Origin of the sequence: Congregibacter litoralis KT71 (genome assembly GCF_000153125.2) — a bacterium.
Taxonomy (GTDB): Bacteria; Pseudomonadota; Gammaproteobacteria; order Pseudomonadales; family Halieaceae; genus Congregibacter; species Congregibacter litoralis.
Window position 1 is genome coordinate 378,580 of the sequence record NZ_CM002299.1, and the last position, 12,982, is coordinate 391,561.

10 protein-coding genes are annotated in these 12,982 nt (G+C 59.1%); 7 read left to right on the forward strand and 3 right to left on the reverse strand.

The window, feature by feature from the left end; genetic code table 11:
• Positions 1-71: 71 nt before the first annotated feature.
• The 6 genes from KT71_RS01795 to KT71_RS01820 all read left to right on the forward strand — a co-directional run bounded on the left by KT71_RS01795 (position 72) and on the right by KT71_RS01820 (position 5,599).
• Complete coding sequence (locus KT71_RS01795) at positions 72-770, forward strand: sigma-70 family RNA polymerase sigma factor (RefSeq protein WP_008293212.1); 699 nt, start codon at positions 72-74, stop codon at positions 768-770.
• 33 nt (positions 771-803) lie between these two features.
• Positions 804-1,460 (forward strand): ChrR family anti-sigma-E factor, encoded by a 657-nt coding sequence (locus KT71_RS01800; RefSeq protein WP_040362623.1) that lies wholly within the window; start codon positions 804-806, stop codon positions 1,458-1,460.
• 211 nt (positions 1,461-1,671) lie between these two features.
• Entirely contained in the window at positions 1,672-2,814 is a 1,143-nt protein-coding gene (locus KT71_RS01805) for a Re/Si-specific NAD(P)(+) transhydrogenase subunit alpha (protein ID WP_023659803.1), read from the forward strand.
• 2 nt (positions 2,815-2,816) lie between these two features.
• Positions 2,817-3,098 carry an NAD(P) transhydrogenase subunit alpha part 2 gene (locus tag KT71_RS01810; protein ID WP_008293208.1) on the forward strand — a complete coding sequence of 94 codons (282 nt, stop codon included), beginning with the start codon at positions 2,817-2,819 and terminating at the stop codon, positions 3,096-3,098.
• The gene (locus KT71_RS01815; RefSeq protein WP_008293207.1) at positions 3,095-4,468 is read left to right on the forward strand and encodes an NAD(P)(+) transhydrogenase (Re/Si-specific) subunit beta; all 1,374 of its coding nucleotides are present in this window, start codon (positions 3,095-3,097) and stop codon (positions 4,466-4,468) included. Before KT71_RS01810 ends, KT71_RS01815 begins: the two co-directional genes overlap by 4 nt.
• Positions 4,469-4,612: 144 nt before the next feature.
• Positions 4,613-5,599 (forward strand): hemerythrin domain-containing protein, encoded by a 987-nt coding sequence (locus KT71_RS01820; protein WP_238549450.1) that lies wholly within the window; start codon positions 4,613-4,615, stop codon positions 5,597-5,599.
• Between the two features lie 28 nt (positions 5,600-5,627).
• On the opposite strand, the gene KT71_RS01825 is transcribed toward KT71_RS01820, so the two are convergent.
• From KT71_RS01825 to KT71_RS01835, 3 genes are read right to left on the reverse strand one after another with little or no spacing between them, the layout of a single operon-like run.
• Entirely contained in the window at positions 5,628-6,101 is a 474-nt protein-coding gene (locus tag KT71_RS01825) for a MarR family winged helix-turn-helix transcriptional regulator (RefSeq protein ID WP_008293205.1), read from the reverse strand.
• Positions 6,102-6,138: 37 nt separating this feature from the next.
• Positions 6,139-8,160 carry a tetratricopeptide repeat-containing sulfotransferase family protein gene (locus tag KT71_RS01830; RefSeq protein WP_040362109.1) on the reverse strand — a complete coding sequence of 674 codons (2,022 nt, stop codon included), beginning with the start codon at positions 8,158-8,160 and terminating at the stop codon, positions 6,139-6,141.
• A complete protein-coding gene (locus KT71_RS01835) occupies positions 8,153-10,759 on the reverse strand; it encodes a TonB-dependent receptor (RefSeq protein WP_008293203.1) in 2,607 nt (868 codons plus the stop codon). Before KT71_RS01835 ends, KT71_RS01830 begins: the two co-directional genes overlap by 8 nt.
• A gap of 225 nt (positions 10,760-10,984) precedes the next feature.
• On the opposite strand from KT71_RS01835, the gene KT71_RS01840 reads away from it, so the two are divergent.
• Positions 10,985-12,982, forward strand: a complete 1,998-nt coding sequence (locus KT71_RS01840; RefSeq protein WP_008293202.1) for a BCCT family transporter — start codon at positions 10,985-10,987, stop codon at positions 12,980-12,982.

Genomic DNA, 12,982 nt, shown 5'->3' on the forward strand with positions numbered 1-12,982 from the left:
CGGTCCCGGAAGGCTGCGATTCTACTGTTAAAATTACGCGCCTTGGGGTGTGGTGGATCAGCCTGCTGCCTATGCGGGGCCAGGGGGTCATCCAGTCGGGCTATAGTGAACGTATTATTCACATTGGATTTAAGGGGCAGCACGTGGACGAAAAGCAAAGTACGGCGCGGGGAAATGACGGTGAGGTGCGAGCCATACCGACGGGCCGTCGCACGGACGAGTGGAGTGAATGTCTGGTTCTGATCGCCGAGAAACAGGATCGCGCCGCTTACACGCGTCTGTTCAGGCACTTCGCACCACTTATTAAGGCCTTTGCGCTTGCAGGATCAGCCATGTCGGCGACCCATGCCGACGAGCTTGTGCAGGAAGTTATGTTAAAAATTTGGCAAAAAGCCGGCGCCTTCAATCCAGAAAAGGCTGCGGCGAGTACATGGGTATATACCATCGCCCGAAACTGTCGGACAGACATGTTCCGTCGCTTGCAGAAGTTCGACACACCTCTGGCAGCCGAGGACTTCAGTCCGGACCAGGAACATGAAGAGCCGTTTATGCAGCTGCAAAACCGACGCAGCGCCGATCGAATCAGGGAGACGATGAAGAATCTCCCCGCAGACCAGACGCAGATAATTGCCAAGGTCTACATGGAGGGTAAATCGCACGCAGAGGCGGCCTCCGAACTGGACTTACCCCTCGGGACCGTGAAGTCGCGGGTCAGGCTGGCAGTGCAGAAGATGCAGGTGCAGTTTGACGTTGCCCAGGAGGGTAATTAATTGGGACACGAAAACAGAGTTGTAGATAAAACCATGGCAAAACATCATCCTGAATTGGAACTTCTCACGGAGCATGCTGCGGGCAGCCTCTCTCTTGCCCAGGCCGCGTGCATATCCGCACATTTGAATTATTGTGACTGCTGTTCGCGAACAGTGGCACGCCTCCAGACCATCGGGGCGGCAATGTTCGAGTCTCTGGACCCGGAGCCCGTGGGCGACGCTTTGCTGGACCGCGTCCTTGCGCGCCTCGATGAGGAAGCGCCTCTGTGCTACCAGCCTGCAAAGCGCAAGGGTCAGGACGCCACACCTGCGCTACTGAGCCGACTGATGGCCGGCGACTTCTCTGATCTGGTGTGGAAGAAGGTAACCGATGCCCTGCGCATTACGCCGATCCGTACCGGCGATCCGCAGTTTGAGTTCTCCCTGCTGCATATCAAGGCAGGCGGCGAAATCCCCCATCACGATCACCGGGGCTCTGAGATGACCCTCGTGCTCCAGGGTGGTTTCAGCGATGATCAGGGCAGCTATCACCCCGGCGACTTCATTTACCGCAGCGCCAGCGATGTCCACGCACCGCGAGCCTTCGCGAACGAAGACTGCCTGTGTCTGGCGGTCATCGACGCACCCCTGCGATTTACCGGCTGGAAGTACCGCTGGATGAATCCTTTCCTCCGTCTCCAGGCGGGCTAACACCCCGGGCGATGATAAAACCACGGGGCCTTCAGGCCCCCGTTTGTTTGAAAAAGTAAAAACAAGATGATCATCTGAATCATCATCGTGCTCTTCGTAGGCAACATTCTCTGTGCTAAAGTCTTGCCCCCTTAAAAACTAGGGGCTTTGGTCGCGCTGAAGAACGTCGCGTAATAGAGCACCAGGAACTGACCGATACAGGGTAAAAAACATGCAATTAGCTGTCCCTAAGGAACTCTACCCGGGCGAAAACCGGGTGGCGATGACCCCAGACACTGCCAAAAAACTGGTGCGCCTTGGCGCAACGGTACAGGTCGAGTCGGGAGTGGGTCTTGGCAGTGGATTTCAGGATAGTGACTACACGGACGCTGGTGCGGAGGTTGTCAGCGACCGCGCGGCGCTCATCGGCTCCGCCGATATGCTCCTGCGCATCCGCAAGCCTGAGGTTGATGAAATCGCCCAAATGAAGCGCGGTTGTATTCATATCAGCTATCTCGATCCCTTTAATGAGCACGAGGTGGTGCGCGCCTTTGCCGATGCCGGCGTCACGGCCATCAGTATGGAAATGATTCCGCGCTCCACCCGCAGCCAGAAGATGGATGCCCTCAGTTCCCAGGCAAACCTTGCCGGCTATGTCATGGTGATGCAGGCCGCGACCCGCCTGCCACGCATTTTCCCCATGATGATGACTCCCGCGGGCACGCTCAAGCCGGCCAAGGTTTTCATCATCGGTGCCGGTGTTGCCGGTCTCCAGGCCATCGCGACGGCGAAACGCCTGGGCGCAAAGGTCACCGCTTTTGATACCCGTCCCGTCGTGGCCGAGCAGGTCCAGTCCCTGGGGGCGACCTTTTTGGATATCGATCTGGGTGATACGGGTCAGACTGCCGATGGCTATGCCAAGGAACTGACACCGGAGCAGATTCAGAAGCAGCAGGACGCCCAGGCGGCCGTCATTGCTGATTCCGACGTCGTTATTACCACGGCGCAGGTGTTCGGGCGCAAGCCGCCGGTCATCGTGCCCCGTTCCATGGTGGAGGGTATGCAGCCCGGAGCCGTGGTCGTGGATATGGCCGCAGAGACCGGCGGCAACGTCGAGGGCTCGGTTCCCAATGAAGTCGTGGACATTAACGGTGTGTCGGTGGTGGGCCTTGGCAACTTGCCCAACTACGTGTGCCGGGATGCATCCGTGATGTATGCAAACAACTTGTTCAACCTGGTGGAAGACACCTGGGACAAGGAAACCAGCGAATTTGTGCTGGACATGGAAAATGACATTCTGCCGGGCTGCGTGATTACGCATGATGGTGCTGTTGTTAACGAGACTATCAAAAACATTCTGGCGGGGGATGCCTGATCATGGATGCTATTTTTCTGACCTTTATTCTTATGTTGTCGATCTTCCTCGGCTTCGAACTGATCACCAAGGTGCCTGCGACTCTGCACACACCCCTGATGTCCGGCGCCAACGCGATTTCCGGTATCACCGTTGTGGGTGCCATCGCCCTGGCGGGCAACGGGCAGCAGGATCTGGCTAACTGGCTGGGAGCGGGTGCTGTGGCGCTGGCCTCCATCAACGTGGTCGGTGGGTACATGGTGACTGACCGAATGCTGGCCATGTTCAAGAAGCGAGGGGGTTGATTGTGAGCGTATCTCCTTTCGGAATTCAGCTGGCTTATGTCGTTTCTGCGGCGCTGTTTATCTATGGCCTGAAGCTTCTTGGCTCCGCCGCCACGGCTCGCCGGGGTAACACTATTTCCGCAGCGGGCATGCTTCTGGCTATTGTCGCTGCGTTGCTGGATCAGGGCATCGTCGAGTACCAGTGGATCTTTGCCGGCTTTATCGTCGGAGGTGCCATCGGCGCATCGGCCTCGCGTCTGGTACAGATGACAGCCATGCCTGAGATGGTGGCGCTGTTCAACGGTTTTGGCGGACTTGCCAGCTTACTTGTGGGTGCGGCCGCGATCAGCGGCGATGCGGGCGTCTTTACCCTCGTCACCATCGTGCTGTCGATTCTCATCGGTGGCGTCACGTTCACCGGGTCGCTCGTGGCCTACGGCAAGCTGAGCGAGAAAATCAGCAGCGCTGCCGTGCAGTTCAGTGGCCAGCAGATGGTCAACAGCGTGATCATCTTTGCCATCTTCGTCAGTGGCTGGCTGTTTTGCCTGTATCCGGAGACGCCTTTCTGGCTCATCCTGATGATTGCCCTGTCCCTGGCCTTTGGCATCATGGCGGTGATCCCCATCGGTGGCGCCGACATGCCAGTGGTGATCTCGCTGCTGAACTCGTATTCAGGGCTTGCTGCCTGTGCCGCGGGTTTCGCGATCAACAACAATATCCTGATCGTCGCGGGCTCCCTCGTGGGCGCCTCGGGCATCATCCTCACGCAAATCATGTGTAAGGCGATGAACCGCTCCCTGTCCAACGTACTGTTCAGTGGTTTTGCGGCGGTGAGTGATGAAGAGTCCGTGGTGGAAGGCGAAATCAAGCCTATCTCTGCCGAAGACGCTTACTACATTCTCGAAGCTGCAACGAGCGTTGCGATCATCCCCGGCTACGGCATGGCGGTGGCGCAGGCGCAGCACGTGGTGAAAGAGCTCACGGAACTCCTCGAGAAGAACGGTGCCGAGGTGAACTTTGGTATTCACCCCGTTGCGGGTCGTATGCCGGGACACATGAACGTTCTCCTTGCTGAGGCGGACGTGCCCTATGACCAGTTGCTGGAAATGGATGACATCAATCCGCGCATGGAGACCGTCGATGTGGCGATTGTGATCGGCGCCAATGATGTCGTGAACCCGGCGGCCCGCGATGTGGAGTCCTCGCCCATTTACGGTATGCCGGTGATCAATGTCGACCAGGCGCGCACAGTGTTTGTGCTCAAGCGCTCCATGGCTTCTGGCTTTGCCGGTATCGAGAATCCTCTCTTTTACAAGGACAACACACGGATGTTGTTTGGCGACGCCAAGGAATCCATTGGCAGCCTCGTCCGGGAACTGGGCAACAGCTAGGCCGCCTTCGGCTACTCCCTCGCCTTCTCCTTTTTCTCCTCCTCCTTTCCGTCAGTCCCCGGTATCTCCACCGGGGCCTGGCTTGCTAGGGCTACGCATCACCGTTAGTCTTGCCGGCTCTATCTCCGTCCAGTGGTGAAATCTATGGCGGTCACGCAGTCGCGATCGACATCAGCTAAATCTTCCCGGCGACCCGTAGGCTCCGAGCCCATGGATCTTCAGGCTTTTGCCGATCAGCACGAGAGCGACGTGTCCGAAGCCCCCATGCTGGCTGCCCTGCGCGCAGAGCACCGGCATATTGCCAGTGTCCTCGCCCTGCTGTCCGACCATCTCAACGCCATCGAGCGCAGTGAGCTGGTGGACACCCACGTGATCTACGAGATCATGGACTATATGGTGACCTGGCCCGACCGCTTTCATCACCCCCGGGAAGACGTCATCTACGGCTATGCTGCGGATATTGACCATAAACTGGCCGAGGATCGTCGCCGTCTTGAGCGGGACCACGACCACATGCTGCGTAATGGCCGGGATCTACTCCAGGCGGTGGAAGACTGGCGTCGGGGTGAGCTGGGGGGTGCTGAGGTGGTGCGCATGGGTCGCGAATATGTGCAGGCCTCCTACGGACACATGAGCTTTGAGGAGCAGGAAGTGTTTCCCGCCATCGACGCGGTGCTCACCCATGCCGATTGGCGGGAGTTGTCTGCGGACGATCAGCTCAAGCCCGTGGGCGACCCGGTTTTCGGGCGTCGTGTGCAGAGAGAGTTTCGCAACATGGCTCGAAAGCTGCGTCGCAGTTTACGTCGGGGCGTGGAACGCCAGGCCGTGGCGGAGTGGGTGAGCATGGAGTCGCTGTTTGAAGCCTATGAGGTGGTCAACATGGCGAACCAGAATGGCCGGGCCATCACCCGGGATCAGCTGAAGAGGGGGCTGCGCGAGGCCAGCTATATTGTGCTCGACGAGCCCCTCAAGGCGCCGCTGCTCTGTGCGGCGAACAACACGCGTCTGACGCTGCAGTGGTTAGACGAGATTCAGGGGGTTTATCGTGATGCGATGACAGACCTTCTGAGAGTAAACCGCGAGCGCAAGGATCGCATGCGCTTGCTGCGCAGAGCCGGCAGACCGGGCTAGGCTTAGCCTATACCCCCACCTACCTACGCTAGTGCATCTCGGGATGATCCGTCAGCAGCGGTGCCGCGTCGAGATCCTCGGCATCCATCATCAGCGCAATGCGCTCCAGAGACGACACCAGCTGGTGCTGCTCCCAGCGGGGCAGCGCTTCGAAGCGTCGCGAGAAGCTCTCCTGCAGCGGCTTGGGCGCCTCCACCAATACCTCGCGACCGGCCTCGGTGAGGGATACATGGACCCGGCGCTTGTCCACACTGCTTCTCTCCCGGTGGAGAAGTTCCCGCGCTTCTAGCTTCGAGACGATGGCGGTTATTGTCGCCTGACTCAGGCTGACGGCATTTGCGACTTCCGTGGCTGTGAGCCCGTCATTGGCGTTCACAGCCCGCAGTACCATGAGTTGGGGCGCCGTGATTCCCACGGATTTGCCCAGCTTCCGCGAGTGAATACTCGTCGCGCGCAGAATGCGGCGAAGGGATACGAGTACATCATCAAGTAAATCAGCCATCAGCGGTGTTCCCGAATGTGTTGCCAAGACCGAACGCTCATTCCCCGGTGGCCTCCAGGGCGGCACGGAGCGGCGTTAACCATGGTGAATAATTCTGCCATTGCTCCACGGCATCGCGAAACAGCGGCTGGCGAACCTGTTCTGATGAGGGCGTGCGCACGGGACGATCGGTCTCATAAAAACGCAGGCAACGCTCCTCAAAGGGGAGTTCCAGAAAATCAAGAAGACGGCGGAGCTCTCCCTCAAAATCATCCAGTAAAGCCTCGTGCTGCAAGCGGTGTACGCTCCCCGGCAGCACCGTATCCCAGTGCGACATCAGGCGCTCGTACTGCCGGTAATAATGTCCCAGATCAGCCAGGTCGTAGCTGAACTCCTGTCCCTCGGCAAACAGCTGCTTGAAGTTGCTGAAGCAGCAGGCCATGGGCTCGCGACGGGCATCGATAATCCTGGCGCGGGGAAGTATGAGCTTAATCAGACCGATGTGCCGAAAATTGTTGGGCATTTTGTCGATAAAAAACGGGGCGTCGCCGCGGTGTATGCGCGTTTCCTCGATGAACTCCTGCCCCAGCTTTTGCAGTTCATCGGCGGGCATATCCGCGAGAATACCGGGGTAGCCTGGTGTCTCATCGGCGCTGTTGCGCTGTCGGCGGAGGCGCTGGGCGAGGGACAGGATGTTGGGGAGCTCCCGTGTGCCGTCAATCTGACTGTGGGTAGCCAGAATCTGCTCCAGTAAGGTACTTCCCGCCCGGGGCATGCCTACAATGAAAATGGGATCCGGCGCCTCGCAGCCCCGGTTGCCCTGCCGCTCAGCCAGTGCCCGCGTAAAGCCCTCGCATTGCGCGTCCACCTCGCGCTCAAACCCTGCGCTCTGGTAGTTGAGGCTCGCGCGCTTGAGATCGTTGCCCAGGGCATAGTTCTCAAAGGAGCGCTCAAAATTACTGCGGTCCTCAAAGGCCTTGCCCAGAGCAAAAGCGAGATAAATGCGGTCCCCCAGGGGAGGATTGGCGGCGAGCTGAGCCTGCATGTTCTCCAGCTGGCCGTCATCGAACTGATAGGTTTTGAGATTGGCGAGGGCATACCAGGCCTCACCGCCGCCAAGGCTCGCCTTGCTTGCGGTCTCATAGGCGCCGATAGCCGATCCGCTGTCGCCCAGGGTTTTCAGAGCATGTCCTTTGGAGGTCAGAGTGATGGCGTCCCCGGGCAGTTGCTCCAGGATACCGTTGAAGCCCGCGATAGCCTCCTCGTACCGGCCCAGCTGCAAGAGCTCAATGGCTCTGAGGGATTGAAACTGCAGATTCTGAGGTGCTGTGCGAAGAAGACGCTCCGCCTGCTCCAGGGATGCCTCGAAGCGCTGGCGCTTGCTCAGGACGCGAATAAAATCGATGCGCAGAGCAACATTGTCCGGGTCCAGCTCACAGGCAGTTTCGAGCAGAAAATTTGCCTCCTCAAGGGCGCCAAGGCGGGAACCGATATCGGCCAGCAGGCGCATTCCCTCGGTGTGACTCGGTGCCTGCATGAGAAATTGCCGGCACAGTTGCTCGGCTTTGAGAATCCGGCCCTGGGCAATGAGATCCGTGACTGCGAGCAGCGGTTTGGGGAGAGCTTCGACTTTCTGAAGCTGTGCCGCGGTGACGTTTGCTTCCTGCTCGCGACCCGCGTCGCGAAGGAGTGCAAGGCGTTGCCGATAGCTCGCCAGTAGCGCCGGGTTGGCCCTCAGGGCCTCACCGTAGGCGTCGATGGCCCGATCGAACTGCCGGGTATCACGATAAAGATGCGCCTGTTCCTGCAGGCCCCGGCCATTACCGGGCTCGAGGTGCAGCAGGGTGTCGAGATAGCCCTGTGCTGCCCCAAAGGACTGACTCATGCGTGCGCAGACGGCGGCAAAATACAGCGCCTCTCCGTCTTCCGGAGCATCCTGTAATCGGGATTGGAGCAGCGCCAGCGCATCGGCAATATTGCCTTTGCGCATCAGCGCTTGAACATCGGCGCTCAGGGAGCCTGCCGCTGTCGTTGGGGAAAGAGTCGCGCCCGGGGATGCCGGGCGCTCAGCCTCACTCAAAGTTCCAGGTGAAGCGCACGCCGCCCGTCATGGGGCGTGCCAGCGTGACGCGGTCTCGGTCATTCACGAAGTTGTTGGACAGCTCCGCAGCTTCATTGGTGAGGTTGTCCACGTACACTTCGGCGGTCCACTGCGTGTTGGAAACACCCGCAGTAAAGCCCAGCATCAGCCAGGAGTCCACCGTTTGACGGTTGATGGCAATAATGTCGCTGAAAGACTCATCGGAATACGCCAGGTGGGGCATGACGTGAGCGCGCAGACCATTGTTGAGATCCCAGTTGTAACGCGCCCGCACCGTGGCCTGAAACTCCGGTGCAAAGGCCAGGGAATCGCCCTTGCGCACATCGTTCGTCGGCGTGAGGACCTCGGTGATCTCCGTGTCCAGCATGGAGAAAGAGCCCGTAACCACCAGCCCTGGCAGTGACGCAGGCGCCCAGTCCAGGGAGCCTTCAAGGCCCATAACCTCGGCGTTTGCCGCGTTATCCGAGAAGAACAGATTCGTGATGCTGGGATCGAAAATCGTGGTTTGCAGACGCTCAATGTCCACGAAGAACAAGGAACCGTTAAAGCGCAGAGACTGATCCAGGAGATCGAGCTTCCAGCCCAGTTCATAGTTCGTTACATCGTCCGTATCCAGGGCAAAGGGCACCTGGTACCCGTTAGGACCTGCTGCGCCTCCGGGTCGGTTGAGGAGTCCCGGACGGAAACCCTCGGACAGCGTGACAAACCACAGCTGGTCCTGGGTAGGCGTGTAGGACAGGCTTATCTTGCCGATAACACCGTCGGTTTGCGCCGACGTGGGAGCCTCGCGCAAAGCAGCAGCCACCTGATCCGGAGCGTCCTCGATGTTGTCGAGGGTGTAGGTGATCTGAGCATCGGGATCACAGGTGCCCCGGAAGGTGATCTGTCCGTCACCGTTATACAGGTCCGAGATGTCCGTACCAAAGGAGTTTGAATCCGGCTGGAAGAGGTTACAGAAGGAGGCGTTGGCGCTGCCTTCGAGGCCTACTTCGATATCGTACCAGCGGGCTCCCAGGGTGAGGGCCAGGTCGTCGGTGATGTCCATGGTGACTTCACCAAACACACCCATCTGCTCGTCGGTGCGGCGCACATCGTTACGGAAGATCACGCCGTCGGGGAAGGGACCCTCATCGGAGCGATACCCGGTGGTGAACGGGAAGTTGGGAGAGAAGCCGGTCTGTACACCGTAGCCATCGATTTGTGTGGAGCCCGGATAGGTAAAGTCGTTGCGTTCCTTCAGTTCCAGGTCGCTGTAAAAGGCACCCACGGTGGCGCGAATGCGACGGTCTTCGGCCGTGTTCAGCCGAATCTCATGGGTGCTCACCTCGGTCTTGGTGGTACTGCCGACAAAGAGGTCCGGCGCCTGGCAGGTGCCGCTGGGGGCCGCGTCACCGGGGTAGGAGACGGAGCTGTCACAGATGTAGTAGGGCAGATACTGTCCCACGAACAGATAGTCCGCATAGTCAACGAGTTGGTCCGTTTGACGGTCGGTGAAGGCGCCGGAGTAGAGTACTTCCAGCTCACCAATGCGTCCCGTGAGAGTCCAGGCGGTATTGCTGAATTCGTCATCGATGCTGTCAGGCTGAAAGCGCGTTACGTTGTAATCGCCCAGTTCCGGGTCCGAGAAGAAAACCCCGTCAGAATCCAGCTGCTGCTGCATGTGCGACACCTGGAGGTCCCAGTCGGCATTGATGGTGTAAAGACCCGAAAGACGGAAGCCGGAGTAGGTGGTGTCGTTAAAGTCGTCTTCGGTTTTGGTGCTGTTGTCTGCGTCGATGAAGGTCACATCCGAGAGGTCTGCGCCGGCCTGGAAGCCCTCGCGCTGGGCGCTCACGGGCACACCGTTGGCCCGCATGGTGCCTTCGGGGCGGAAGCGGGCGCTTTCTCTTGCGTTGAGGGTGCCGGCAACGTTGTCGATATAGCCACCCATGCGGTCGACGTAGACGACGCCGCGCAATGCGAGCTTCTCCGTGACGGGCATGTTGAGCATACCTTCCACGCTGTTGCTCATTTCACCGCCCTTGGTGAAGGCCGTGCCTAGCTTCATTTTTCCGTAGGTCCCGCTGAAGTCAGGCTTGTTGGTGATCAAGCGCACGGTGCCCGCCTGGGAGCTTGCCCCGAACAGCGTGCCCTGGGGGCCCGCCAGCACCTCGATGCGGTTCATATCCGCTGCGTAGACGTCGAGGTTTCGTCCGGGTTGTGCCAGGGGCTGCTCATCAAGATACAGGGCGACGTTGGGCGACAGGCCCGCAACGCCGGCGGTGGTCAGGTTGGGCGTGGTGGACGCGACACCGCGGATGTAAATGGTGTTCTGTCCGGGACCGCTACCCCCCGCTGTGACCCCCGGTAGCTGGACGAGGTAGTCCTCGAAGTTGGTCACACCCATGTCGTTGAGGGTGTTCTCTCCCAGCGCCTGTACGGAGACGGGGATGTCCTGGGTGCTCGCGGAGCGCTTGGTGGCCGTGACGATCACTTCTTCGAGCTGGGCGTAGGCGCTGGCGCTGGTCAGGCTGCCGCCGGCAACACTGGCAAGTACCGCCGCGCGGGTCGCGAGGTTCAACTTGTTTCTGGATAGCATGGTGTCTCCCTGACAAAAAATATAGGGCACAAAAAAGTGCTGATAGTTAGTGCTGAAAGTAAAACGGGCGCAGATTATACCGGCAAATGCCGCTAATTGTTGATTTTCCGGTACTTTTTACATTTAGGCCTGAAAAGAAAGATTCGTACACGATGTATTTATGTTTTGCTGACGTAGCATAATCTGAGTACCCTTCCGCCTCTATTTAAAGGAACAGAGGTGTTGATGAAAGGGTCGACGGACGAGAAAGGGCCCGGGAGCGAGGGCGCCCTGGGTTTCAGTATCGATCGAGGCGTGTTTCTGCCATCTACAGCGATACTGCTGTTGATGGTGCTTGGCGCCGCCATCGCGCCCGACGCGAGCAACGCCCTGCTGCAGAAGGTTCAGGCGGGCATCGTGACCTATGCCAGCTGGTACTACGTGCTCGTCGTCGCGGTCGTGCTCCTCAGTATTCTGATTTTCAGCTTCTCCCGCTTTGGCGACATCAAACTGGGTCCGGACCACTCGGAGCCTGATTATGGCGCCATAAGCTGGTTTGCCATGCTATTTGCCGCGGGCATGGGCATCGGTTTGATGTTTTTTGGCGTCGCCGAGCCGGTAATGCACTTTCTCCAGCCACCCCATGGTGAGGGCAGCAGCGTCGAGGCCGCGGGCCATGCCATGACCCTGACCTATTTTCACTGGGGTCTCCACGCCTGGGCGATTTACGCCATCGTCGCTCTGCTTCTGGCTTACTTCTCCTATCGTCACGGATTGCCCCTCACGGTGCGGTCGGCCTTCTATCCATTGATCGGTGAGCGCATCTACGGTCCCGCGGGGGCTGCAATCGACGTCTTCGCCATTGTCTGCACGGCCTGCGGTATTGCCACAAGCCTCGGTTTTGGCGTTCTGCAGATCAATGCGGGCCTCGCTTACCTCTTCGACATTCCCGTGAGTCCCGGAGTACAGGTCATGCTCATCGTGGGGACCATGATCCTGGCCAGTATTTCCGTCGCCATGGGTCTTAATGCGGGTATCAAGCGCCTGTCGGAGCTCAACATCGCCCTGTCTATCCTGCTCCTTATTGGCGTGCTCATCGCCGGTCCGACGATTCTCATCCTCGGGGCTACCCTGGAAAGCCTGGGCATTTACGTCAGCGAACTGATCAGCAAGACCTTTACCCTGTACGCCTACGACCCCACGGACTGGCTTGGCGGCTGGACCATCTTTTACTGGGGCTGGTGGTTGAGCTGGTCACCCTTCGTCGGTTTGTTTATCGCGAGAATTTCCCGGGGACGGACGATTCGGGAATTTACCCTCGGTGCCATGCTGGTGCCCTGCGGATTCACCCTGTTGTGGATGGGCGTCTTTGGCAACAGCGCCATCGACCTGATTCTCAATGAAGGGGCGAAAGAGCTCGGTGAGGCCGTTGCAGCCAATCAGGCCGTGGCGCTGTTTCGCTTTCTTGAGTATCTGCCTTTCTCGACCTTTTTATCCGCGGTGAGTCTGGCAATGATCGTGGTGTTCTTTGTGACTTCGGCAGACAGCGGCGCCCTGGTATTGAATATGCTGTCGGCCAACGGTCGCGACGATACGCCGGTGCTCCAGAGGGTGTTCTGGGCCGCCGTCATCGCTGCCATTGCCTCGGTACTGTTGATTGCGGGGGGGCTGTCATCGCTCCAGACAGCGGCGATTGCCAGCGCCCTGCCTTTTTCCCTGGCTCTCCTTGGCGCTATCTGGGGGTTCTCCAAGGCCCTGTCCCTGGACGCCAGCCAGCGCAGTGCGCAAAGTGTTTCGCCGGCGTCGGGTGCTGATGGCGATTGGCGGAGCCGACTGTCGAACCTTCTGGAGTTTCCTGAGGACCGCAGCGTACGCAAATTTCTGAAGGAATCCGTCGCGCCGACGCTCCGGGAATTCTCCGAGGAGCTTAAGAGTCACGAGGTAGACGCGCGGGTCACGGAGGAATTGCGTGATAAACCCTGTGTGCGCATGGAAGTGCTCAACGGCGGTGAAATTGACTTTGTGTACGAGGTGCGCAGCCGCGCCCATGCCATGCCCGATGAGCGTCTGGCGGGTGAGGCGATCTCATCTATGGCCGAGGGCGATCGCTACTATCGCGCCGAGGTGCATCTGGCCCAGGGCGGCCAGGATTACTGCATTATGGGTTGGACGCGGGAGCAAATCGCCCATGATGTGCTGAGCCAGTACGAAAACCACCTGCATTTTCTCACCACCATGCGCTGA

Bases quoted from the DNA above. Each gene is read 5' to 3' on its own strand.
- KT71_RS01795 (WP_008293212.1), top strand. From the start codon at position 72: ATGCGGGGCCAGGGGGTCATCCAGTCGGGCTATAGTGAACGTATTATT.
- KT71_RS01800 (WP_040362623.1), top strand. From the start codon at position 804: ATGGCAAAACATCATCCTGAATTGGAACTTCTCACGGAGCATGCTGCG.
- KT71_RS01805 (WP_023659803.1), top strand. From the start codon at position 1,672: ATGCAATTAGCTGTCCCTAAGGAACTCTACCCGGGCGAAAACCGGGTG.
- KT71_RS01810 (WP_008293208.1), top strand. From the start codon at position 2,817: ATGGATGCTATTTTTCTGACCTTTATTCTTATGTTGTCGATCTTCCTC.
- KT71_RS01820 (WP_238549450.1), top strand. From the start codon at position 4,613: ATGGCGGTCACGCAGTCGCGATCGACATCAGCTAAATCTTCCCGGCGA.
- KT71_RS01825 (WP_008293205.1), bottom strand. From the start codon at position 6,101: ATGGCTGATTTACTTGATGATGTACTCGTATCCCTTCGCCGCATTCTG.
- KT71_RS01835 (WP_008293203.1), bottom strand. From the start codon at position 10,759: ATGCTATCCAGAAACAAGTTGAACCTCGCGACCCGCGCGGCGGTACTT.
- KT71_RS01840 (WP_008293202.1), top strand. From the start codon at position 10,985: ATGAAAGGGTCGACGGACGAGAAAGGGCCCGGGAGCGAGGGCGCCCTG.